At 69.9% G+C, this 23,889-nt stretch carries 20 protein-coding genes; 16 read left to right on the top strand and 4 right to left on the bottom strand.

The annotated features are described in order from the left end of the window. Position 1: 1 nt before the first annotated feature. Both DN051_RS17375 and DN051_RS17370 read right to left on the bottom strand, forming a co-directional pair. Positions 2 to 340, bottom strand: a complete 339-nt coding sequence (locus DN051_RS17375; RefSeq protein ID WP_079001213.1) for a PASTA domain-containing protein — start codon at positions 338 to 340, stop codon at positions 2 to 4. Positions 341 to 447: 107 nt separating this feature from the next. Continuing rightward, positions 448 to 954: a GNAT family N-acetyltransferase gene (locus DN051_RS17370; protein WP_112439030.1), complete on the bottom strand. Its 507-nt coding sequence runs from the start codon at positions 952 to 954 to the stop codon at positions 448 to 450. Positions 955 to 1,051: 97 nt separating this feature from the next. Here DN051_RS17370 and DN051_RS17365 point away from each other — a divergent pair, with 97 nt between their 5' ends. Then, positions 1,052 to 2,362 (top strand): geranylgeranyl reductase family protein, encoded by a 1,311-nt coding sequence (locus tag DN051_RS17365; RefSeq protein WP_053760527.1) that lies wholly within the window; start codon positions 1,052 to 1,054, stop codon positions 2,360 to 2,362. A 327-nt stretch (positions 2,363 to 2,689) separates the two neighbouring features. On the opposite strand, the gene DN051_RS17360 is transcribed toward DN051_RS17365, so the two are convergent. Beyond that, positions 2,690 to 3,520, bottom strand: a complete 831-nt coding sequence (locus DN051_RS17360) for a C40 family peptidase (RefSeq protein ID WP_053760528.1) — start codon at positions 3,518 to 3,520, stop codon at positions 2,690 to 2,692. A 713-nt stretch (positions 3,521 to 4,233) separates the two neighbouring features. On the opposite strand from DN051_RS17360, the gene DN051_RS17355 reads away from it, so the two are divergent. The 15 genes from DN051_RS17355 (at position 4,234) to recQ (ending at position 22,455) form a co-directional block, all read left to right on the top strand. Further along, positions 4,234 to 4,593, top strand: a complete 360-nt coding sequence (locus tag DN051_RS17355) for an NADH-quinone oxidoreductase subunit A (protein ID WP_007383963.1) — start codon at positions 4,234 to 4,236, stop codon at positions 4,591 to 4,593. Positions 4,594 to 4,606: 13 nt separating this feature from the next. Beyond that, positions 4,607 to 5,161: a NuoB/complex I 20 kDa subunit family protein gene (locus DN051_RS17350; RefSeq protein WP_053760529.1), complete on the top strand. Its 555-nt coding sequence runs from the start codon at positions 4,607 to 4,609 to the stop codon at positions 5,159 to 5,161. Continuing rightward, positions 5,158 to 5,913 (top strand): NADH-quinone oxidoreductase subunit C, encoded by a 756-nt coding sequence (locus tag DN051_RS17345; RefSeq protein ID WP_053760530.1) that lies wholly within the window; start codon positions 5,158 to 5,160, stop codon positions 5,911 to 5,913. The genes DN051_RS17350 and DN051_RS17345 overlap by 4 nt, the downstream gene beginning before the upstream one ends. Then, the gene (locus tag DN051_RS17340; RefSeq protein WP_053760531.1) at positions 5,910 to 7,232 is read left to right on the top strand and encodes an NADH-quinone oxidoreductase subunit D; all 1,323 of its coding nucleotides are present in this window, start codon (positions 5,910 to 5,912) and stop codon (positions 7,230 to 7,232) included. The genes DN051_RS17345 and DN051_RS17340 overlap by 4 nt, the downstream gene beginning before the upstream one ends. After that, positions 7,229 to 8,104: an NADH-quinone oxidoreductase subunit NuoE gene (nuoE, locus tag DN051_RS17335; protein WP_053760532.1), complete on the top strand. Its 876-nt coding sequence runs from the start codon at positions 7,229 to 7,231 to the stop codon at positions 8,102 to 8,104. The genes DN051_RS17340 and nuoE overlap by 4 nt, the downstream gene beginning before the upstream one ends. Further along, positions 8,101 to 9,450, top strand: a complete 1,350-nt coding sequence (gene nuoF, locus DN051_RS17330; protein ID WP_199314947.1) for an NADH-quinone oxidoreductase subunit NuoF — start codon at positions 8,101 to 8,103, stop codon at positions 9,448 to 9,450. The genes nuoE and nuoF overlap by 4 nt, the downstream gene beginning before the upstream one ends. After that, positions 9,447 to 11,951 carry an NADH-quinone oxidoreductase subunit G gene (locus DN051_RS17325; RefSeq protein WP_053760534.1) on the top strand — a complete coding sequence of 835 codons (2,505 nt, stop codon included), beginning with the start codon at positions 9,447 to 9,449 and terminating at the stop codon, positions 11,949 to 11,951. Before nuoF ends, DN051_RS17325 begins: the two co-directional genes overlap by 4 nt. Beyond that, a complete protein-coding gene (nuoH, locus tag DN051_RS17320) occupies positions 11,948 to 13,315 on the top strand; it encodes an NADH-quinone oxidoreductase subunit NuoH (RefSeq protein WP_053760535.1) in 1,368 nt (455 codons plus the stop codon). Before DN051_RS17325 ends, nuoH begins: the two co-directional genes overlap by 4 nt. After that, positions 13,308 to 13,958, top strand: a complete 651-nt coding sequence (nuoI, locus tag DN051_RS17315) for an NADH-quinone oxidoreductase subunit NuoI (RefSeq protein WP_053760536.1) — start codon at positions 13,308 to 13,310, stop codon at positions 13,956 to 13,958. The genes nuoH and nuoI overlap by 8 nt, the downstream gene beginning before the upstream one ends. Further along, a complete protein-coding gene (locus DN051_RS17310; RefSeq protein WP_053760537.1) occupies positions 13,955 to 14,797 on the top strand; it encodes an NADH-quinone oxidoreductase subunit J in 843 nt (280 codons plus the stop codon). Before nuoI ends, DN051_RS17310 begins: the two co-directional genes overlap by 4 nt. Next, complete coding sequence (gene nuoK / locus DN051_RS17305) at positions 14,794 to 15,093, top strand: NADH-quinone oxidoreductase subunit NuoK (protein ID WP_053760538.1); 300 nt, start codon at positions 14,794 to 14,796, stop codon at positions 15,091 to 15,093. The genes DN051_RS17310 and nuoK overlap by 4 nt, the downstream gene beginning before the upstream one ends. Before the next feature lie 15 nt (positions 15,094 to 15,108). After that, positions 15,109 to 17,004 (top strand): NADH-quinone oxidoreductase subunit L, encoded by a 1,896-nt coding sequence (gene nuoL, locus DN051_RS17300; RefSeq protein ID WP_053760539.1) that lies wholly within the window; start codon positions 15,109 to 15,111, stop codon positions 17,002 to 17,004. 5 nt (positions 17,005 to 17,009) lie between these two features. Continuing rightward, positions 17,010 to 18,581, top strand: coding sequence for an NADH-quinone oxidoreductase subunit M (locus DN051_RS17295; RefSeq protein WP_053760540.1), 1,572 nt, complete (start codon positions 17,010 to 17,012; stop codon positions 18,579 to 18,581). Continuing rightward, entirely contained in the window at positions 18,578 to 20,227 is a 1,650-nt protein-coding gene (gene nuoN / locus DN051_RS17290) for an NADH-quinone oxidoreductase subunit NuoN (protein WP_053760541.1), read from the top strand. The genes DN051_RS17295 and nuoN overlap by 4 nt, the downstream gene beginning before the upstream one ends. A 212-nt stretch (positions 20,228 to 20,439) precedes the next feature. Then, positions 20,440 to 22,455: a DNA helicase RecQ gene (recQ, locus tag DN051_RS17285; protein ID WP_053760542.1), complete on the top strand. Its 2,016-nt coding sequence runs from the start codon at positions 20,440 to 20,442 to the stop codon at positions 22,453 to 22,455. Between the two features lie 322 nt (positions 22,456 to 22,777). Here the strand turns inward: recQ and DN051_RS17280 are convergent, their stop codons facing one another. Continuing rightward, complete coding sequence (locus DN051_RS17280; RefSeq protein ID WP_053760543.1) at positions 22,778 to 23,716, bottom strand: M56 family metallopeptidase; 939 nt, start codon at positions 23,714 to 23,716, stop codon at positions 22,778 to 22,780. Positions 23,717 to 23,889: the final 173 nt, after the last annotated feature.

The following is a 23,889-nucleotide window of genomic DNA, read 5'->3' as shown; positions in this document are numbered from 1 at the left end:
CTCACCGGATCACCTCGAAGGCGTCCCCGGGCGCGTCCAGTTCGCGCTGCATTCCGCCGCCGGGCGGCCTCGGCAGACGCGGTTCGCGCACGCCCGCGCCTCCGCCGCCCTCGCCGTCCGCGAAGTCGAACCACACGGAGACGACGGCGCCGCGCGGCACCTCGACGCCGGGCTGCGGGTACTGCCGTACGACGTAGTCGACGACGGCGAGATGGAAGTCGGGCCGGTCGGGCGCGGTCAGATGGACCCCGTGCGACTCGGCCGCCTCGCGGGCGTCCATCGCCATCAGTCCGACGAACTTCGGTACGCGCACTTCGGGCGTCTTGGGTGTTATGCGCACAGATGTCACCCCCAGCGTTACTGGCAGAGTAACCGCCCGGGGGTGTCGTCCGGAAGCGTCAAGTGGCTTTCCGTAGCTGACTGTTACTGTGCGTCACGGTACGCGGTTCACAGTTCGAGCCGGTAGCAATGACCCTTCTGCTCCGACCGGGGGCTGACGAACGTCTCCGCGAGCCGCATGCCCAGCCGTCGGGTGACCGCGATCGACCGCTCGTTGCGCGCGTTGACCATCGCCACCACGCTGCCCACGCCCGCCGCCCGCACCCGTTCCAGCGTCATCCGCGCCGCCGCCGTGACGTACCCGCGGCCCCAGTGCTCCCGGCCGAGCCGCCAGCCGATCTCGATCTCGTCCTTCGGGCCCCACTCCAACGGCCAGGGCTGGGCCCCGGTGAAGCCGATGACCCGGTCCTCGGCGTCCAGCACCGTCCACAGGCAGAAGCCCAGTTCGGCGTCGTGCTTGCGCTGGCGTGCGGTGAGCTCCTCGTAGACGGACAGGCCGGCGGACCGGCCGCCGTGGAACTCCATGACGTCCGGGTGGTCGAAGACCCGGTGCCAGAGGACGGCGTCCTCGTCGGTGGGGACACGCAGCCGCACCACGGGGAGAGCTCGGTTCACTGGGCATCCCTTCAGCCGGTTGATCAATTCTGCTGAATAGACTGCCCATGTCCAGTGCCGGTCGGCACACAGATTTCGAACTTGGGGAGATCCCGCCGTGACCGAGCCCCACTCCCAGCCCCTCTCCGAGCCCTTCGCCGAGAACACCGCCGATGTGATCGTCGTGGGCGCGGGACCGGCCGGCTCCACGACGGCGTACCACCTCGCCAAGGCCGGCCTCGACGTCCTGCTCCTGGAGAAGACCGAGTTCCCGCGCGAGAAGGTGTGCGGTGACGGGCTCACCCCGCGCGCCGTGAAGCAGCTCGTCGCGATGGGCATCGACATCTCCGAGGAGGCCGGCTGGCTCCGCAACAAGGGTCTGCGGATCATCGGCGGGGGAGTGCGGTTGCAGCTGGACTGGCCCGATCTCGCCTCCTTCCCCGACTACGGACTCGTCCGCAAGCGCGACGACTTCGACGAGCAGCTCGCCCGGCAGGCCCAGAAGGCGGGCGCGCGCCTGTTCGAGCGCTGCAACGTCGGCGCCCCGGTGATCGACGACCGCACCGGCCGCATCATCGGCGTGCACGCCAAGCTGGGCGAGGAGAAGCGGGAGGTCACCTTCCGGGCGCCGCTGGTCGTGGCCGCCGACGGCAACTCCACCCGGCTGTCCCTGGCGATGGGACTGCACCGGCGCGAGGACCGTCCGATGGGCGTCGCCGTCCGGACGTACTTCACCTCCCCGCGCCACGAGGACGACTACCTGGAGTCCTGGCTGGAGCTGTGGGACCGCCGCGGGCCGGGCGAGGACCGGCTGCTGCCGGGCTACGGCTGGATCTTCGGCATGGGCGACGGCACGTCGAACGTCGGTCTGGGCGTCCTCAACACCTCCAACTCCTTCAAGGAGCTGGACTGGCGCGAGGTGCTCAAGGCCTGGTGCGCCTCGATGCCGGAGGAGTGGGGCTACACGCCCGACAACATGACCGGCCCCATCCGCGGCGCGGCACTGCCCATGGCCTTCAACCGGCAGCCCCACTACACGAAGGGCCTGCTCCTGGTCGGCGACGCGGGCGGCCTGGTGAACCCGTTCAACGGCGAGGGCATCGCCTACGCCATGGAGTCCGGGCAGATCGCCGCCGACGTCATCGTGCAGGCGCACGCACGGGCGACGCCGGCCCAGCGGGAGGCCGCGCTCCAGCGCTACCCGCGCGTGCTCAAGGACACCTACGGCGGCTACTACACGCTCGGCCGGGCCTTCGTGAAGCTCATCGGCAACCCGAAGGTCATGAAGATCGCGGCCCAGCGCGGCCTCACCCACCCGATGCTGATGCGGTTCACCCTCAAGCTCCTCGCCAACCTGACCGACCCGACGGGCGGCGACGCGATGGACCGCATCATCAACGGGCTGAGCAAGGTGGCGCCGAAGGCCTGACCGGCCGCCGCGGCGTACCGGCACCGTCCGGTGCGCCGCCGTGCCGGGGGAGGGGGCGGGGTGCCGTGGACGGGCGCACAGCGGGCTTCCGGACTCGACCACCCGACTCGCCGTCAATAACACACTTGATGCGGATAATTCGGGCATCCGTCGCGGTCGCGTGCAGGAGCTGTACCGCTCGCCCGAGCCGGATCCCCTGAAGCACGCGCAGGAAGTGCGCCGCCGGCGCTGCCCGCGCGACACCTTCGACCCCGGGCAGCCCGGAGGGGCCGCTGCCCCCGAGCGGCGGCGGCCCCTTCCGAACGTCGGATCCCGACGCGCTCCGCGTCAGAGCACGCGCACCGCGCCCGACGCCGGGTAGCCGGACAGGTCCTGGATGACGACGCCCTTGGAGGGGTTGGCCGCGTCCAGGTACTGGCCGTTCCCGATGTACACACCCGTGTGGTACGCCGAGCCCTTGCCACCCCAGTAGAGGATGTCGCCGACCTGGAGGTTGGACAGGGAGACCTCCGTGCCGACCGTCGACTGGTCCTGCGAGACCCGGGGAAGGTCCACGCCGACCTGCCTGAAGGCGGCCTGGACGAGACTGGAGCAGTCCCACGCGCTGGGGCCGGTGGCGCCCATGACGTAGGCGTCGCCCACCTGCGCCTTGAGGAAGGCGATGACCGTCGCCACGCTGCCGGAGGCCGGCGGGGTGACGTAGTTGTCGGTGGACGCGGACAGGGAGACCCGGTCGGCGTCGCGCGCGGCACGCTCGGCGGCGGCCTTGCGGGCGGCCTCGGCGGCCTCCTTGCGGGCCTCGGCCTTCTTCTTCGCCTCGGCGAGGTCGGCCTTCGCCTCCTTCGCGGCCTGGGCGGCGGCCGCGTCACGCTCGGCCTGCAGCTCGTAGTTCGCGGCCGCCTGCTGCGTCACGTCCGCGGACTGGGCGACCTGGGCGGCCAGGTCGGCCGTCAGGGTGGGCAGTTCGATCGTCTGCGTCACGGGCTCGGCGGCGAACGCCGAACCCGACGCACCGGCCACTGCCACGGTGCTGAGAATGCCACCGGCCACTCCGGCCTTCAGCGCGATCTTCGACGCGCTCTGAGGGCGGGGTTTTCGGTGGCTTCGTATGTGAGCGGTGTGGGACATGGGAACAACCGGTATCAGGGGCTCCTCCATACCTACAAGGAACGTGTGGTGCGCCACAGTTGTTCAATCGGTGGCCCGAATCCCCGGCGTGTGACTCTTTATTGACGCCGTAACGGACATTGCGGGCACCACCCATCTAGCCTGTGATCATGGGCTTTCTTCGTTACGTCCGAATTGCCCGCGACTTACCACTCGTTGGGATGATTGGCCAAGCCTTCTTCTCGGACCCCTCTCGTGAATGTGGCCGAGGTCACGGAACGGTTGCCCGGTCCGCCGCGTCCGGCGCGCGATCCCGTCCGGCGGAGCTCGTGAACGGATTCCCGCGTCCACATCCCGCCGCGGACTCCCCCCGATGTGTGAACGCCGCGCACTATCAGCGCGTGTCGCCCAACACCAATTTGCATGCAGGGGAAGTTTCTTGATATTGAGACGCCCCCTCTGAGCTGCACCGACGATCAGAAATGTCACGTCTGGTGATCACTTGAACGCTTCATGTGCGAAGATCGCCGCTCATCCGACTTCATGATCGTTCATCAGGTGGTGGAGATCACAAAGCTCGTGCAATACCCCGTGTCGCAGATCACAGAGCGGCGGGCATAAGATGCGAGGCAGTTGGGCTTGTGACCTGCTTCACATGTTCTCGATCTTCGCCGGGACGGGCGGGGTTCGTGGGACCGGTGAGGCAGGTGGGAAGCCTGATGCAACCGCCAGCAGTCAGTGCCGACTGAGAGGAGCGAGGAGCGGTGAACGCGTATGCGCCCATCCTCGTACTGGGAGCCCTCGGGGCAGGCTTTGCGATCTTCTCCGTGGTCATGGCCACGCTGATCGGTCCGAAGCGGTACAACCGGGCCAAGCTCGAGGCCTACGAGTGCGGAATCGAGCCGACCCCCACGCCGGCCGGTGGCGGGCGCTTCCCCATCAAGTACTACCTGACGGCGATGCTCTTCATCGTCTTCGACATCGAGATCGTCTTCCTCTACCCCTGGGCCGTCACCTTCGACGCCCTCGGGGTGTTCGGGCTCGTGGAGATGCTGCTCTTCGTGCTCACCGTCTTTGTCGCGTACGCGTACGTGTGGCGGCGCGGCGGCCTGGAATGGGACTGAGGGGCCTTTAGCCATGGGACTCGAAGAAAAGCTGCCGAGCGGATTCCTGCTGACCACCGTCGAGCAGGCCGCGGGCTGGGTGCGCAAGGCGTCCGTCTTCCCCGCCACGTTCGGCCTCGCCTGCTGTGCCATCGAGATGATGACCACCGGCGCCGGCCGCTACGACCTGGCGCGCTTCGGCATGGAGGTCTTCCGCGGATCGCCGCGGCAGGCGGACCTGATGATCGTGGCCGGCCGGGTCAGCCAGAAGATGGCGCCGGTGCTGCGGCAGGTCTACGACCAGATGCCGAACCCCAAGTGGGTGATCTCCATGGGCGTGTGTGCGTCCTCGGGCGGCATGTTCAACAACTACGCGATCGTCCAGGGCGTCGACCACATCGTTCCGGTCGACATCTATCTGCCCGGCTGTCCGCCCCGGCCCGAGATGCTGATGGACGCGATCATCAAGCTCCATCAGAAGATCCAGAACTCCAAGCTCGGGGTGAACGCCGAGGAGGCGGCCCGCGAGGCGGAGGAAGCGGCGCTCAAGGCCCTGCCGACGATCGAGATGAAGGGGCTGCTGCGATGAGCGACGCCAACGGCGCCGGCGGGGCGTCGAACGGGGTCAACCCCGAGAAGGACCTGGCCGCCGACAACCTTCCCGGCCAGCGTGGTGAGCACGGCGAGGAGATCCGCGTCCAGCGCGGCATGTTCGGTGCCCACAACGGCGGCGACACCTCCGGCTACGGCGGCCTGGTCCGCTCGGTCCGGCTCCCGGGCCCGGCGACCCGCCCGTACGGCGGCTGGTTCGACGAGGTCGCCGACGAGCTGGAGGGCGCCCTGGAGGAACAGGGGCTGCTGCCGGACAACGCCATCGAGAAGACGATCGTCGACCGCGACGAGCTGACCTTCCACATCGAGCGCGAACACCTGGTCCGCGTCGCCCGCACCCTGCGCGACGACCCGGCCCTGCGCTTCGAGCTGTGCACGGGCGTCAGCGGCGTCCACTACCCGAGCGACAAGGGCCGCGAGCTGCACGCCGTCTACCACCTGCGCTCGATCACCCACAACCGGTTGATCCGCCTGGAGGTCAGCGCCCCCGACGAGGACCCGCACATCCCGTCGCTGGTCCCGGTCTATCCGACCAACGACTGGCACGAGCGCGAGACCTACGACTTCTTCGGGATCGTCTTCGACGGTCACCCGGCCCTGACGCGGCTGATGATGCCGGACGACTGGCAGGGCCACCCGCAGCGCAAGGACTACCCCCTCGGCGGCATCCCCGTCGAGTACAAGGGCGCCCAGATCCCGGCTCCGGACCAGCGGAGGTCGTACTCGTGAGCACGCAGTCAGCATCGTCACGCGAGACCACCGAGGGCACCGTCTACACGGTCACCGGTGGCGACTGGGACGAGGTCGTCCAGACCGCGGCCCGCGCCGACGACGAGCGCATCGTCGTCAACATGGGGCCCCAGCACCCCTCCACCCATGGTGTGCTCCGCCTGATCCTGGAGATCGAGGGCGAGACGGTCACCGAGGCCCGCTGCGGCATCGGCTACCTGCACACCGGAATCGAGAAGAACCTCGAATTCCGCACGTGGACGCAGGGCACCACGTTCGTGACGCGCATGGACTACCTGACGTCCTTCTTCAACGAGACGGCCTACTGCCTGGCCGTCGAGAAGCTCCTCGGCATCGAGGACGACATCACCGACCGGGCCGAGATCATCCGGGTGCTCCTGATGGAGCTGAACCGGATGTCCTCGCACCTGGTGTGCATCGCCACCGGCGGCATGGAACTCGGCGCCACCACGATCATGATCTACGGATTCCGTGATCGTGAACTGATTCTCGACATCTACGAGCTCATCACGGGCCTGCGGATGAACCACGCGTACATCCGCCCCGGCGGACTCGCCCAGGACCTGCCGCCCGGCGCGGTGGACCAGATCCGCGAGTTCGTGAAGAAGATGAAGAAGAACCTCCCGGAGTACGACAAGCTCGCCACCGGGAACCCCATCTTCAAGGCCCGTATGCAGGACGTCGGCTATCTGGACCTGGCCGGCTGCATGGCGCTCGGCGCCACCGGCCCGATCCTGCGCTCCACCGGCCTGCCGCACGACCTGCGCAAGACCCAGCCCTACTGCGGCTACGAGACGTACGACTTCGACGTCCCGACCACCGACTCCTGCGACTCCTACGGCCGGTTCCTGATCCGGCTGGAGGAGATGCGCCAGTCGCTCAGGATCATCGAGCAGTGCCTGGACCGGCTCCAGCCCGGACCGGTCATGGTGGCCGACAAGAAGATCGCCTGGCCCGCCCAGCTCGCCCTGGGACCGGACGGACTGGGCAACTCCCTCGACCACATCAAGAAGATCATGGGCACCTCCATGGAGGCCCTGATCCACCACTTCAAGCTGGTGACCGAGGGATTCCGTGTCCCACCGGGCCAGGCCTACGCGGCGGTCGAGTCGCCCAAGGGCGAGCTCGGGGTGCATGTCGTCTCCGACGGCGGCACCCGCCCCTACCGGGTCCACTTCCGTGACCCGTCCTTCACCAATCTGCAAGCCATGGCGGCGATGTGCGAGGGCGGCCAGGTCGCCGACGTCATCGTCGCTGTCGCGTCCATCGACCCCGTGATGGGAGGCGTCGACCGGTGACCACCAGTTCTTCGGAGCGGGGCGTCAGCCTGGGCATGCCGGAGCTGCCCGCGCCCGACTACCCGGACGACGTTCGAGCCCGGCTCGAGCGGGACGCGCGCGAGGTCGTCGCGCGCTATCCCGACTCCCGGTCGGCGCTGCTGCCGCTGCTGCACCTGGTACAGGCGGAGGAGGGCCATGTCACGCGCACCGGAATGCGGTTCTGCGCGGACGTGCTGAACCTGACCACGGCGGAGGTCACCGCGGTGGCCACCTTCTACACCATGTACCGGCGCCGGCCGAGCGGTGACTACCAGGTCGGGGTGTGCACCAACACCCTGTGCGCGGTGATGGGCGGCGACGCCATCTTCGACGCCCTCCAGGAGCACCTGGGCGTCGGCAACGGCGGGACCACCGACGACGGCAAGGTCACGCTGGAGCACATCGAGTGCAACGCGGCCTGCGACTTCGCGCCGGTCGTGATGGTCAACTGGGAGTTCTTCGACAACCAGAGCGTCGAGAGCGCCAAGCGCCTCGTCGACGACCTGCGCGCGGGAGCCCAGGTCTCGCCGACCCGCGGGGCCCCGCTGTGCACCTTCAAGGAGACCGCCCGGATCCTCGCGGGCTTCCCCGACGAGCGGGAGGGGGCCGTCGAGGCGACCGGCAGCGCCGGACCCGCCTCCCTGGTGGGCCTGCGCCTGGCCAAGGGAGAGACCGCACCCGCACGCGTGGTCCACCCGCGGGAGGGCGGGCCGCACGACGAGCCACAGGACAGGGCGGCCGTGCACGACCCGTCACCGACCGAGCACCTCAGCTCGCACGACGCGCCGCAGGAGACATCGGCGTCCGACCCCGGCCACCCGGCAGGGCCTACCGCCGAGGAGGGGGAGTGATGACCTTGGCAGCCGAGGTGAAAGACACCAGCCCCGAAAAGCTCCTCGCACCGGTGCTGTCCGCCTTCTGGGACGAGGACCGGTCCTGGACGCTGGACGTCTACCGGCGGCACGAAGGATACGAGGGGCTCCGCAAGGCGCTCGCGATGTCGCCCGACGACGTGATCGCGTACGTCAAGGAATCCGGGCTGCGCGGCCGCGGCGGCGCGGGATTCCCGACCGGAATGAAGTGGCAGTTCATTCCGCAGGGAGACGGAAAGCCGCACTACCTGGTGGTCAACGCCGACGAGTCGGAGCCCGGGACGTGCAAGGACATCCCGCTCCTCTTCGCGAACCCGCACAGCCTCATCGAGGGCATCGTCATCGCGTGCCACGCCATCAGGTCGTCGCACGCCTTCATCTACCTGCGGGGCGAGGTCGTCCCCGTGCTGCGGCGCTTGCACGCGGCCGTCGCCGAGGCCTACGCGGCGGGCTACCTCGGCAAGAACGTGCTCGGCAGCGGACTCGACCTCGAACTCACCGTGCACGCGGGCGCGGGCGCGTACATCTGCGGTGAGGAGACCGCGCTGCTCGACTCGCTCGAAGGCCGCCGCGGTCAACCGAGGCTGCGTCCTCCCTTCCCCGCGGTCGCAGGTCTGTACGCCTGCCCCACTGTGGTGAACAACGTCGAATCGATCGCGTCCGTTCCCGCCATCATGCAGAACGGCAAGGAATGGTTCCGGTCGATGGGCAGCGAGAAGTCCCCGGGCTTCACGCTCTACTCGCTCAGCGGCCATGTCGCGAGCCCCGGCCAGTACGAGGCGCCGCTCGGTGTCACGCTGCGCCAGCTCCTCGACATGGGCGGCGGGATGCGCCCCGGCCACCGGCTGAAGTTCTGGACACCGGGCGGTTCCTCGACGCCGATGTTCACCGACGAGCACCTCGACGTCCCGCTCGACTACGAAGGAGTGGGCGCCGCCGGCTCCATGCTCGGCACCAAGGCGCTCCAGTGCTTCGACGAGACGACGTGCGTCGTACGCGCCGTCACCCGCTGGACCGAGTTCTACGCGCACGAGTCCTGCGGCAAGTGCACCCCGTGCCGCGAAGGCACGTACTGGCTGGTGCAGTTGCTGCGGGACATCGAGGCCGGCAAGGGCGTGATGAGCGACCTCGACAAGCTGGCCGACATCGCCGACAACATCAACGGCAAGTCCTTCTGCGCCCTCGGCGACGGTGCCGCCTCGCCGATCTATTCCTCGCTCCAGTACTTCCGCGAGGAGTACGAGCAGCACATCACGGGCCGCGGCTGCCCCTTCGACCCGGCCAAGTCGACGGCCTGGGCCGACCGCACGGAGGTGAACGCATGACCGTGACCACCAGCGCTCCCTCAGGCGGGGGAGAGGCGGCGGTCCCGCCGGAGGACCTCGTCACGCTGACGATCGACGGCATCGAGATCAGCGTGCCCAAGGGCACCCTGGTCATCCGGGCCGCCGAACAGCTCGGCATCGAGATCCCCCGGTTCTGCGACCACCCTCTCCTCGACCCGGCCGGCGCCTGCCGCCAGTGCATCGTCGAGGTCGAGGGGCAGCGCAAGCCCATGGCGTCCTGCACCATCACCTGCACCGACGGGATGGTGGTGAAGACCCAGCTGACCTCGCCCGTCGCGGAGAAGGCCCAGCACGGTGTGATGGAGCTGCTGCTCATCAACCACCCGCTGGACTGCCCGGTCTGCGACAAGGGCGGCGAGTGCCCGCTGCAGAACCAGGCGATGTCGCACGGCAACGCCGAGTCCCGCTTCGAGGGCAGGAAGCGGACGTTCGAGAAGCCGGTGCCGATCTCCACGCAGGTGCTGCTGGACCGTGAGCGGTGCGTGCTGTGCGCGCGGTGCACCCGGTTCTCCAACCAGGTGGCCGGCGACCCGATGATCGAGCTGCTGGAACGCGGCGCGCTCCAGCAGGTCGGCACCGGTGAGGGCGACCCGTTCGAGTCGTACTTCTCCGGGAACACCATCCAGATCTGCCCGGTCGGCGCGCTCACCTCGGCGGCCTACCGGTTCCGCTCCCGCCCCTTCGACCTGGTCTCCTCGCCGTCAGTGTGCGAGCACTGCGCGGGCGGCTGCGCCACCCGCACCGACCACCGGCGCGGCAAGGTCATGCGGCGGCTCGCCGCCGAAGACCCCGAGGTCAACGAGGAGTGGATCTGCGACAAGGGGCGGTTCGGCTTCCGCTACGCGCAGCAGCGGGACCGGCTGGACACGCCGCTGATCCGCAACGCCGAGGGTGATCTGGTGCCCGCCTCCTGGCCGGAGGCGCTGCAGATCGCCGCCCAGGGACTGCTCGCCTCGCGCGGACGCACCGGCGTCCTGACCGGCGGCCGCCTCACCATCGAGGACGCCTACGCGTACAGCAAGTTCGCGCGGGTGGCGCTGGACACCAACGACATCGACTTCCGGGCGCGTCCGCACAGCGGCGAGGAGGCCGACTTCCTGGCCGCGCGGGTGGCCGGCAGCGGACGCGACCTCGACGGCCAGGGCGTCACGTACGGCTCCTTGGAGAAGGCGCCCGCCGTTCTGCTGGCCGGGTTCGAGTCCGAGGAGGAGGCGCCCGGCGTCTTCCTGCGGCTGCGCAAGGCCTGGCGCAAGCACGGACAGCAGGTGTTCGCGCTGGCCACGCACGCCACGCGCGGTCTGGAGAAGGCCGGCGGCACGCTGCTGCCCGCCGCCCCCGGCACCGAGACCGAATGGCTCGACGCGCTCGCGAGCGGCGTCGGCCTGGAGGAGGGCGGCGCGCTGGCCGCGCAGGCGCTGCGCGCCGAGGGCGCGGTGATCGTCGTCGGCGAGCGGCTGGCCGGCGTCCCCGGCGGCCTGACCGCCGCCGTGCGGGCTTCGGCCGCGACCGGCGCGCGGCTGGTGTGGATTCCGCGGCGCGCGGGCGAGCGCGGCGCCGTGGAGGCCGGCGCGCTGCCGTCGCTGCTGCCGGGCGGACGTCCGGCCACCGATCCACGCGCGCGTGAGCAGGTCGCGGCCGCCTGGGGCGTCGCCGAGCTGCCGCACCGCTACGGCCGGGACACCGGCGAGATCGTGGAGGCCGCCCGGAGCGGCGAACTCCAGGCGCTGCTGGTCGCGGGCGTGGAGGTGGGCGACCTGCCCGATCCCGCACGCGCGCGTGCGGCGCTCGCCGAGGTCGGCTTCCTGGTCTCGCTCGAACTGCGGCCCAGCGAGGTCACGGAACTCGCGGACGTGGTCCTGCCGGTCGCCGCGGTCGCCGAGAAGGCGGGCACCTTCCTCAACTGGGAGGGCCGCGTCCGCTTCTTCGAGGCCGCGTTGAAGCCCGACCAGATGTCCCGCCGGGTGGCACCCACCGACGCGCGGGTGCTCCAGATGCTGGCCGACGCCATGGACGTACACCTGGGCCTGCCGGATCTGCGGACCGCGCGCGCCGAGCTGGACCGGCTCGGCCCCTGGCAGGGGCCGCGGGCCACCGAACCCCTGGAGACGGCCGGCGTGCTGCCGCGGCCGGCCGCCGGGGAGGCCGTGCTCGCCGGGCACCGGCTGCTGCTCGACCGGGGTCTGCTCCAGCGGGGCGACGAGGCGCTCGCCGGAACCCGGCACGCGGCACACGCGCGTGTCTCGGCCGCCACGGCCGACGAGGCGGGCGTCAAGGACGGTGACGTGCTCAAGGTGACCGGGCCCTCGGGCAGCGTCGACATCCCGCTCCGGATCACCGAGATGCCGGACCGCGTGGTCTGGCTTCCGCTGAACTCCGTCGGTGGCGGCGTCGCCTCCGACACCGGGGCGCTGCCCGGCTCCCTGGTCCGCATCGGCCCGGCGACCCTCGCCGGCGAGGACCCCGAGGAGGTGGAGGCATGAGCCCGTACTTCGTCGCCGCTGAAGACCTCTCCATGTTCGGCCGCGACCCGTGGTGGCTGGTCGCCGTCAAGGCCGTGTTCTGCTTCGCCTTCCTGATGGTGACCGTGCTGTTCTCCATCGTCTGGGAGCGCAAGGTCGTCGCCTGGATGCAGCTGCGCATCGGCCCCAACCGGCACGGCCCCTGGGGCATGCTCCAGTCGCTGGCCGACGGCATCAAGCTGATGCTCAAGGAAGACCTCATCGTCAAACGCGCGGACAAGGTCGTCTACGTCCTCGCGCCGATCGTCGCGGCCATCCCGGCCTTCATGGCGATCGCGGTGATCCCCTTCGGCCCGGCCGGCAACGAGATCTCGATCTTCGGCCAGCGCACCACGATGCAGCTGACCGACCTGCCGATCGCGATGCTCTACATCCTCGCCGTCGCCTCGGTCGGCATCTACGGCATCGTGCTCGCGGGCTGGAGCTCCGGATCCACCTATCCGCTCCTCGGCGGACTGCGGTCCTGCGCCCAGATGATCTCGTACGAGATCGCGATGGGCGCCGCCTTCGCCTCGGTGTTCCTCTACTCCGGGTCGATGTCGACGTCGGCGATCGTCGAGGCGCAGCAGGACCGCTGGTACGTGATCCTGCTGCCGGTCTCCTTCGTGATCTACATCGTGACGATGGTGGGCGAGACCAACCGCGCCCCGTTCGACATGCCGGAGTCCGAGGGCGACCTGGTCGGCGGCTTCAACACCGAGTACTCGTCGATCAAGTTCGCGATGTTCATGCTCGCCGAGTACGTGAACATGGTGACGGTCTCCGCCGTGTCCGTGACGCTCTTCCTGGGCGGCTGGCGGGCACCCTGGCCGATCTCCACGTTCTGGGAGGGCGCGAACCACGGCTGGTGGCCGATGCTCTGGTTCGTCGTCAAGGTGCAGTTGCTGCTGTTCTTCTTCATCTGGCTGCGCGGCACGCTGCCCCGCGTCCGCTACGACCAGCTGATGAAGCTCGGCTGGAAGGTCCTGATCCCGGTCTCCGTCGTGTGGCTGATGCTCGTGGCGACGGTGCGGACCCTGCGCAACGAGAACTACGACTTCGCCGACATCGCGCTGTACGTCGGCGGCGGAGTCCTCGCCCTGCTGCTGCTCTCCTTCGTCGCGGACTTCTTCCGCGAGCGCGGCAGGCCCGCGCCCGAAGCACCCGCCCAGGCCGCCGGCTTCGACCCGATGGCGGGCGGATTCCCGGTGCCTCCGCTGCCCGGACAGGAGCTGCCGCCGGTGCCGCGACGCCCGTCGCGCCGCGATCGGGAGCTCATTGTCAGTGGTGGGTCCGATACTCACAGTGACGGAACTCTGGATGGAAAGGAGGCGTCCGATGGCTGAGGAGCCCAAGGAGGCCGGGCAGTCGAAGCCCGGTTTCCAGAACCCCGTGGCCGGCTTCGGTGTGACCTTCAAGGCCATGTTCAAGAAGCGGCTGACCGAGCAGTACCCGGAGCAGCAGAAGACCACAGCTCCCCGTTTCCACGGACGGCACCAGCTCAACCGCCATCCGGACGGCCTGGAGAAGTGCGTCGGCTGCGAGCTGTGCGCCTGGGCCTGCCCCGCGGACGCCATCTACGTGGAGGGCGCGGACAACACCGAGGAGGAGCGCTACTCCCCGGGCGAGCGGTACGGGCGCGTCTACCAGATCAACTACGCCCGCTGCATCCTGTGCGGTCTGTGCATCGAGGCGTGCCCCACGCGCGCGTTGACCATGACGAACGAGTTCGAGCTCGCCGACTCCAGTCGCGCCGACCTCATCTACACCAAGGAGCAGCTGCTCGCCGGCCTCGACGAGGGCATGGTCGACACGCCCCACGCGATCTACCCGGGGACGGACGAGCAGGACTACTACCGAGGGCTGGTGACCGAGGCCGCGCCCGGCACGGAGCGCCAGGTCGCGCTCTCCCAGGGCGAGACGCCCGAGGAGGCCGACGCGGCCTCCGGCGCGGACGAGCCGGCACCGAAGAAGGTGATGGGCCGATGAGCGCGCAGCTCGCCGCCTACTCCACCTCCACCGGAGAGGCGGTCCAGTTCTGGATCCTCGGCACCGTCGCGGTGATCGGCGCCCTGTGCACCGTCTTCATGAAGAAGGCCGTGCACAGCGCGCTCTGCCTGGCCGGCACCATGATCGTCCTGGCGGTGTTCTACCTGGCCAACGGTGCCTACTTCCTGGGCATCGTGCAGATCGTCGTCTACACGGGCGCGATCATGATGCTGTTCCTGTTCGTGGTGATGCTCGTCGGTGTCACCGCGGCGGACTCCCTGAAGGAGACCATCAAGGGGCAGCGCTGGCTCGCCCTGCTGTGCGGGCTCGGCTTCGGCGTCCTGCTGGTCGGCGGCATCGGCAGCGCCTCCCTGACGGAGTTCAACGGCCTCGGCCAGGCCAACGCCGGCGGAAACGTGGAGGGCCTGGCCGCCCTCATCTTCACCAAGTACGTCTTCGCGTTCGAGCTCACCGGCGCCCTGCTGATCACGGCCGCCGTCGGCGCCATGGTGCTCACCCACCGTGAGCGCACGGAGGCCGCCAAGACGCAGCGCGAACTGGCCGAGCAGCGGGTGCGCGAGGGCAAGCACGTGCCGCCGCTGCCGGCGCCCGGTGTGTACGCGCGGCACAACGCGGTGGACGTCGCCGGCCTGCTCCCCGACGGCACCACGTCCGACCTGACGGTCAGCAAGACGCTGCGTGAGCGCGGCCAGGTCAGGGACGTGTCGGCCGAGGCGATCAACGACCTGCGCGCGTTGGAGCAGCGCTCGCAGGAGCGCCTGGAGCGGAACGCGATCGAGCCGCCGACGCTCAAGCGGACCGAGGAGGCGTCGAAGTGAACCCCGTCAACTACCTGTATCTCGCCGCCCTGCTGTTCACGATCGGCGCGACCGGCGTGCTGATCCGGCGGAACGCGATCGTGCTGTTCATGTGCATCGAGCTGATGCTCAACGCCTGCAACCTCGCGTTCGTCGCCTTCTCCCGGATGCACGGCAATCTCGACGGCCAGATCATCGCGTTCTTCACGATGGTCGTCGCCGCGGCGGAAGTCGTGGTCGGGCTCGCGATCATCGTGTCGCTGTTCCGTTCCCGCCACTCGGCCTCGGTCGACGACGCCAGCCTGATGAAGCTGTAAGGGGTCGGAAGAATCGTGGAGAACCTGATTGCGCTGCTCATCGCGGCGCCCCTGCTCGGAGCGGCCGTCCTGCTGTGCGGCGGCCGCCGGCTCGACGGTGTCGGCCATCTGATCGGCACCGCCCTGTCGGTCCTCTCGTTCGTCTTCGGTGCGATCCTCTTCGCCGACATGCTCGGCAGGAGCGCCGAGCAACGCGAGATGACCCAGCACCTGTTCAGCTGGATCCCCGTGGAGGGCTTCCAGGCGGACGTCGCCTTCCAGCTCGACCAGCTGTCGATGACGTTCGTGCTGCTGATCTCCGGCGTCGGCTCGCTCATCCACGTGTACTCGATCGGGTACATGGAGCACGACGAGCGCCGCCGCCGCTTCTTCGGCTATCTGAACCTGTTCCTCGCGGCGATGCTGCTGCTCGTCCTCGCCGACAACTACCTCCTGCTGTACGTCGGCTGGGAGGGCGTCGGCCTCGCCTCCTACCTGCTGATCGGCTTCTGGCAGCACAAGCCCAGCGCCGCGACCGCCGCGAAGAAGGCGTTCCTGGTCAACCGGGTCGGCGACATGGGCCTGTCGATCGCGATCATGCTGATGTTCACCACCTTCGGCACCTTCGCCTTCGGGCCGGTGCTCGGCAGTGTGGGGGACACCTCCGAGGGCACGCTCACCGCCATCGCCCTGATGCTGCTGCTCGCCGCCTGCGGCAAGTCGGCCCAGGTGCCGCTGCAGTCCTGGCTCGGGGACGCGATGGAGGGCCCGACCCCGGTCTCCGCCCTCATCCACGCCGCGACGATGGTGACGGCGGGCGTCTACCTGATCGTCCGCTCCGGCGCGATCTTCAACGCCGCGCCGGACGCGCAGCTGGTGGTCACCATCGTGGGCGCGGTCACGCTCCTGTTCGGTGCGATCGTCGGTTGCGCGAAGGACGACATCAAGAAGGCGCTGGCCGGATCGACCATGTCGCAGATCGGCTACATGATCCTCGCGGCGGGCCTCGGCCCCATCGGCTACGTCTTCGCGATCATGCACCTGGTGACGCACGGCTTCTTCAAGGCCGGGCTGTTCCTCGGGGCCGGTTCGGTGATGCACGGCATGAACGACGAGGTCGACATGCGCAAGTACGGCGGCCTGCGCAAGTACATGCCGATCACCTTCATCACCTTCGGACTCGGCTACCTCGCGATCATCGGCTTCCCGGGCCTGTCCGGCTTCTTCTCCAAGGACAAGATCATCGAGGCGGCGTTCGCCAAGGGCGGCACCGAGGGCTGGATCCTCGGCGGCGCGGCCCTGCTCGGCGCGGCCCTCACGGCGTACTACATGACGCGCGTGATGCTGATGACCTTCTTCGGTGAGAAGCGCTGGCAGCCGGACGAGCACGGCAACGAGCCGCACCCGCACGAGTCGCCCAAGGTCATGACGATCCCGATGATCCTGCTGGCGTTCGGATCGGTCTTCGCCGGCGCGTACTTCAGCATCGGTGAGCGCTTCGTGAGCTGGCTGAAGCCGGTCACCGGCTACGAGCACGGGCATCCGCCGGTCAGCGCGCTCACGGTCACCGTGTCCACCGTGGCCGTGATGGTGCTGGGCGTCGCCGTCGCCTACGGGCAGTACGGCCGCCGCCCGGTCCCGGTGGTCGCCCCGCGCGGGTCGCTGCTCACCCGGGCCGCCCGCCGCGATCTGCTCCAGGACGACTTCAACCATGTGGTCCTGGTCCGCGGCGGCGAGCACCTCACGCGCTCCCTGGTGTACGTCGACCACACCCTGGTCGACGGAGTCGTCAACGGCACGGCGGCCTCGGTGGGCGGCCTGTCCGGACGGATGCGCCGGATGCAGAACGGCTTCGCGCGCAGTTACGCGGTCTCGATGTTCGGCGGCGCGGCGCTCATCGTCGCCGCGACCCTGCTGATGAGGGCGGTCTGATACCGATGTCCTTTCCTCTGCTGACAGCGACGGCGGTGCTCCCGGCGATCGGGGCGATCGCCACGGCCGCCGTGCCGGCCACGCGGCGCACCGCCGCGAAATGGCTGGCACTGCTGGTCTCGCTCGCCACCCTCGCCCTCGCCGTCGTGGTGCTGATCCGCTTCGACCCCGGCGGCGCGCGGTACCAGCTCACCGAGTCCCACTCCTGGATCGCGGACTTCGGCGTCCGGTACGAACTGGGCGTGGACGGTATCGCGGTGGCGCTGATCGCGCTGACCGCGCTGCTGATGCCGTTCATCATCCTGGCGGGCTGGCACGACGCCGACCCGCTGGAGACCGGAAACAGGCGCTGGCGGCCGACACAGGGCTTCTTCGCCCTGATCCTGGCCGTCGAGGCGATGGTGATCATCTCCTTCGAGGCCACCGACGTCTTCCTCTTCTACATCTTCTTCGAAGCCATGCTCATCCCGATGTACTTCCTCATCGGCGGCTTCGGGGACCGTGCCCACGAGCACGGCGAGGAGGCGGCGTCGACCCAGCGGTCGTACGCGGCCGTGAAGTTCCTGCTCTACAACCTGGCCGGCGGTCTGGTCATGCTGGCCGCGGTGATCGGCCTCTACGTGGTCGCCGGCAACTTCTCGCTCACCGAGATCGCCGAGGCCCGGGCCAACGGCTCGCTGGAGATGTCGACCAGCACCGAACGCTGGCTGTTCCTGGGCTTCTTCTTCGCCTTCGCGGTGAAGGCCCCGCTGTGGCCGCTGCACACCTGGCTGCCCAACGCGATGGGGGAGTCCACCGCCCCGGTGGCGGTCCTCATCACGGCGGTCGTCGACAAGGTCGGCACCTTCGCGATGCTGCGCTTCTGCCTCCAGTTGTTCCCGGAGGCCTCGCAGTGGGCGACGCCGGTCATCCTCGTCCTCGCCCTGATCAGCATCATCTACGGAGCGCTGCTCGCGGTCGGCCAGCGGGACATCAAACGCCTGGTGGCGTACGCGTCGATCTCGCACTTCGGCTTCATCGTGATGGGCATCTTCGCGATGACCAGCCAGGGCCAGTCGGGCGCGACGCTGTACATGGTCAACCACGGGATCTCGACGGCCGCGCTGATGCTGGTGGCCGGCTTCCTGATCTCCCGGCGCGGCTCGCGGCTCATCGCCGACTACGGCGGTGTCCAGAAGGTCGCCCCCGTGCTGGCCGGCACCTTCCTGATCGGCGGCCTGGCGACCCTCTCGCTGCCCGGCCTCGCGCCCTTCGTGAGTGAGTTCCTGGTCCTGGTCGGCACGTTCGCGCGCTATCCGGTGATCGGCATCATCGCCACCTTCGGCATCGTGCTCGCCGCGCTCTACACCCTCGTCCTCTACCAGCGGACGATGACCGGCCCGGTGAAGCCCGAGGTCTCGGCGATGCCCGACCTCAGGGTGCGCGAGCTGGTGGTGGTCGCCCCGCTGATCGCGCTGCTGATCGTCCTGGGCGTCTACCCGAAGCCCTTGACGGACATCGTGAACCCGGCGGTGCAGCAGACCATGTCCGACGTACAGAAGCAGGACCCCCAGCCCGAGGTGGAGGCGGCCAAGTGAGCGCAACAGCCGTCCACAGCCTGTGGACAACCGCGGCCGACCCGATCTCGAAGATCGACGCGCCGAAGATCGAATACGCCCAGCTGTCACCCATCCTGATCGTCCTGGGTGCGGCGATCGTCGGGGTGCTGGTCGAGGCGTTCGTACCGCGCAAGTCCCGGTACGTCGCCCAGATGTTCGTGTCGGCCGTCGGTCTCGTCGCGGCGTTCGCCGGCGTCGTCGCCCTCGCGGCCGACGGATACGCCACCACCAAGGCACACATCGCGGCGATGGGCGCCATCGCGGTCGACGGACCGGCCCTGTTCCTCCAGGGCACGATCCTGCTGGCCGCGCTGGTCGCCCTGTTCACCTTCGCCGAACGCCGACTGGACCCGGCGGCGCACGGCAACCCGGTCGACTCCTTCGCCGCGCAGGCGGCCTCCGTGCCGGGCAGCGACAGCGAGAAGGCCGCGGTCAAGGCCGGTTTCGCCACCACCGAGGTCTTCCCGCTGCTGCTGTTCGCGTCGGCCGGCATGCTGCTCTTCCCGGCGGCCAACGACCTGCTGACGCTGTTCGTGGCGCTGGAGGTCTTCTCGCTGCCGCTGTACCTGATGTGCGCGCTGGCCCGCCGCAAGCGGCTGATGTCGCAGGAAGCCGCCGTCAAGTACTTCCTGCTGGGCGCGTTCGCCTCCGCGTTCACCCTGTTCGGCATCGCCCTGCTGTACGGCTACGCCGGCTCGATGTCCTACGGCACGATCGCGCAGGTCGTCGACGGCACGGTCACCGACGTCACCCCCGCGCTCGCGGACACCATGGGCAACGACGCGCTGCTGCTGGTCGGCGCCGCGCTGATCGTCATGGGCCTGCTGTTCAAGGTGGGCGCGGTGCCGTTCCACATGTGGACGCCGGACGTGTACCAGGGCGCGCCGACGCCGGTGACCGGCTTCATGGCGGCGGCGACCAAGGTGGCCGCGTTCGGCGCGCTGCTGCGCATCCTGTACGTGGTCCTGCCCGGCCTGCGCTGGGACTGGCGGCCGGTGATGTGGGGCGTGGCGATCGTGACCATGCTCGGTGGCGCGATCATCGCGATCACGCAGACCGACATCAAGCGACTGCTGGCGTACTCGTCCATCGCGCACGCAGGCTTCATCCTGGCCGGTGTGATCGCCACGACGCCGGACGGTGTCTCGTCGGTCCTCTTCTACCTGGCGGCGTACTCGTTCGTGACGATCGGCGCCTTCGCGGTGGTCACGCTGGTGCGGGACGCGGGCGGCGAGGCGACGCACCTGTCCAAGTGGGCGGGGCTCGGCCGGCGTTCGCCGCTGGTGGCGGCCGTGTTCGCGGTGTTCCTGCTGGCCTTCGCCGGTATTCCGCTGACCTCCGGCTTCGCCGGGAAGTTCGCGGTGTTCAAGGCGGCGGCGGAGGGCGGCGCGGCCCCGCTGGTCGTGATCGGTGTGCTCTCGTCGGCCATCGCGGCGTTCTTCTACATCCGGGTCATCGTCCTGATGTTCTTCAGCGAGCCGCGGCCCGAGGGGCCGACGGTCGCCGTTCCGTCGCCGCTGACGATGACGGCGATCGGGGTGGGCGTGGCGGTCACGCTGGTGCTGGGTGTGGCGCCGCAGTACTTCCTGGATCTCGCCGGGAACGCGAGCGTGTTCGTCCGCTGACGCGGCGCGACCGTACGTACGGCAGCGGCCCGGCCCCTCGGAGAAGGGGCCGGGCCGCTGCCGTGTTCCGGGTCCGCCACCGGATCGTCCTTGACCGGCGTTGACCGGTGTCGATCAGTTCGTACGCCCGGCCTGTGGACAACTCCGGCGCTGTCAGTCGGGGCGCCTATCGTGGACGCAGTGGTCGAGGGACGACGTACGGGGGCACTGCGATGGGTGGGACAGGCGGGATCGGCGGAATGACGGCAGTCGCTGACAGCGAGGCACTGGCCACGCTGCACCGGGTCTTCGGATACGAGGCCTTCCGGGGAGAGCAGGAAGCGGTCATCGAGCATGTGGTGACCGGCGGTGACGCGGTCGTGCTGATGCCGACCGGCGGTGGCAAGTCACTGTGCTACCAGATCCCGGCCCTGGTCAGACCGGGTACGGGCGTGGTCGTCTCCCCGCTCATCGCGCTCATGCAGGACCAGGTGGACGCGCTGCGGGCACTGGGCGTGCGTGCCGGGTTCATGAACTCCACGCAGGACTTCGACGAGCGGCGCATGGTGGAGGCCGAGTTCCTGGCCGGGGAGCTGGATCTGCTCTACCTGGCGCCGGAGCGGCTGCGGCTGGAGCCCACGCTGGATCTGCTCTCCCGCGGCAAGATCTCGGTCTTCGCCATCGACGAGGCGCACTGCGTGTCCCAGTGGGGTCACGACTTCCGGCCCGACTACCTGGCGCTGTCGCTGCTCGGCGAGCGCTGGCCGGACGTGCCGCGGATCGCGCTCACCGCGACGGCCACCCGGGCGACCCACCAGGAGATCACCCAGCGGCTGGGCATGCCGGCGGCCCGGCACTTCGAGGCGAGCTTCGACCGGCCCAACATCCAGTACCGGATCGTGCCGAAGGCCGACCCCAAGAAGCAGCTGCTCCACTTCCTGCGCGAGGAGCACGCGGGCGACGCGGGCATCGTCTACTGCCTGTCGCGCAACTCGGTCGAGAAGACGGCGGAGTTCCTGTCCCGCAACGGCGTCGAGGCGGTGCCGTACCACGCCGGTCTGGACGCGGGCACGCGCGCGGCGCACCAGTCCCGCTTCCTGCGGGAGGAGGGCCTGGTCGTGGTGGCGACCATCGCCTTCGGCATGGGCATCGACAAGCCGGACGTGCGGTTCGTCGCCCACCTCGACCTGCCGAAATCGGTGGAGGGGTACTACCAGGAGACGGGCCGTGCGGGGCGTGACGGGCAGCCGTCCACGGCCTGGATGGCCTACGGGCTCAACGACGTCGTGCAGCAGCGCAAGCTGATCCAGTCGGGTGAGGGCGACGAGGCGTTCCGGCGGCGGGCCGCCGCCCACCTCGACGCGATGCTGGCGCTGTGCGAGACGGTCCGGTGCCGCCGGGGCCAGCTGCTCGCCTACTTCGGCCAGGAGGCGGATGCGACGGCCTGCGGCAACTGCGACACCTGCACGGCCCCGCCCGAGACCTGGGACGGCACCGTCGCGGCCCAGAAGGTGCTGTCGACGGTGGTGCGGTTGCAGCGGGAGCGGGGCCAGAAGTTCGGTGCGGTGCAGATCATCGACATCCTGCTGGGCAAGCGGACCGCCAAGGTGATCCAGTTCGACCACGACCAGCTCTCCGTGTTCGGCATCGGGGAGGAGCTGGCCGAGGGCGAGTGGCGGGGTGTGATCCGGCAGCTGCTGGCCCAGGGGCTGCTCGCGGTCGAGGGGGAGTACGGGACGCTCGTGCTGACCGAGGCCAGCGGTTCGGTGCTGCGGCGGGAGCGGGAGGTTCCGCTGCGCAAGGAGCCGAAGAAGCCGGTGACCTCGCGCTCGGGCGGGTCGGGGGCGTCGTCCTCCGGCCGGGGCGAGCGCAAGTCGAAGGCGGCCGTCGCCGAGCTGCCCGAGGAGCTGGTCCCCGCCTTCGAGGCGCTGCGCGCGTGGCGCGCCGAACAGGCCCGCGAGCAGGGTGTCCCGGCGTACGTCATCTTCCACGACGCCACGCTTCGGGAGATCGCCACCGTGTGGCCGGCCTCCGTCGCGGAGCTCGGGGGCATCGGTGGCGTCGGCGAGAAGAAGCTGGCGACGTACGGGGAGGGGGTCCTCGCGGTGCTGGCCTCTCTGACCGGCCCGTCGGGCGAGGACCCGGCCGCCCGCCCGGCGGCCGGCGCCGACCAGGACGCGCAGAACGCACTGGACGACTGGCCCGAGATGGCGGAGGAGCCGGAACCGGAGCCGGACGACTGGGCTTAGGCGGCAGGGGAGCCGGAGTCGGACGACCGGACTCGGGAGCGGGGGAGCCGGAGCCGGACGACCGGGCTTGGAGGACGGGGGGAGTGGACCCGGACGGCCGGGCTTGAGGGGGCATGCGAGCCGGAACCGGTCTCGGTCCGGGCGGCAGAGGGAGCCGGAATCGGACGGGGTCCGGGCGGCTGGGTGATCGGTGTACTCCGGGCGGACGGACGGACGGACAGACGGACGGGCGGTTTGCCGGCCGGGGTGGGCGCGGCGCATCCGGACCAGGGCGGACCTGTCGTGCGGGGCTTTGAAGGCGGGGGCGTCCGGCGGGCGGGTGTCAGTTCAGTGCCGACAGTCCCGGAGCGAAGGTGATCAGGAGCGGCAGCAGCGGGGCCAGGGCGGCCACCGTGGTCGTCATGGCCCGGTGGCGTCTGCCGAGCCGCGGCGGGGGCGCCAGCAGGCGGTCGACGCGCTCGCCGAGCAGACGGTTGCTGGACGAGCAGGACAGCACGCCGCGGTGCTGGTTCAGTTCGATCAGCGCCAGGGCGGTGGTGAGGTGGCCGCAGCGGCGCGACGCGGTGTCGTCGGCGGCGAGTTCGACCAGGCGGCGGGTCTGGTCGCAGAAGTGGGCGAACAGGGGAACGCGGGGGAAGCCGGTGGCCAGGGCGGTGGACAGGTGCAGCAGCCAGTCGTGGCGGGCGCGGGCGTGTCCGCGCTCGTGGGTGAGGACGGCGTCCAGCTGGTGGGCGGTGAGCCGGTGCAGGGCGCCGGTGGTGACGACCAGTTGGGGCGGGTGGCCCGGCATCCACCAGGCGTCCGGGTACTCGTCCTCCAGGACGAGCAGCGGGCCGCGAGCGGCCGGGAGGCCCGCCGGCAGATCGGGGGCGCGTTCGCGCAGCACGGCCCGGGCACGGGTGCGGCGGCGCCACGCCTCGACCAGCTCCCGGGCGAGCATCGCGGTGGTCCAGCCGGCGCCGCAGGCCAGCAGCAGGGTCAGGGCCGCGGCCCACGGCGGCGCGGCGGACAGGTCGTACGCCGCGGTGACGTCGGGCGGCGCGGGCGCGAATACCTGGTCGCGCACGGTCTGGAACACGGCGGCCGCGCCCAGCAGCAGCGCGGCCAGACAGCACAGCAGCACGGTGGCGACCAGGCACTGCCAGGCCCACAGTCCGACCACCGGCTCCCGTTCGGGCCACGCGGCCCGGGTGAGCGCGCGGGGGACCGGTACGGCGGCCGTCAGCGCGACGACGCTCAGCAGGAGCAGGCAGACGGTCATGCCACGGGCTCCGGATCCTGGTCGGAAGTGGGGCGGCTCGGGTCGTGCGGAAGCGGGGCGGTCGCCGCGCGCCGATCGCGTCCCGCTCCCGCGCCCCGGAAACCACCCGCCGCAAGTATGACGGCGCGGGGCGCCCGGAGACAGCGCCTGAACCGCCGCTCACCGGAAAAGCG

It is taken from the genome of Streptomyces cadmiisoli (assembly GCF_003261055.1).
Classification (GTDB): Bacteria; Actinomycetota; Actinomycetes; order Streptomycetales; family Streptomycetaceae; genus Streptomyces; species Streptomyces cadmiisoli.
This window is presented reverse-complemented; position numbering and strand designations above follow the sequence as displayed.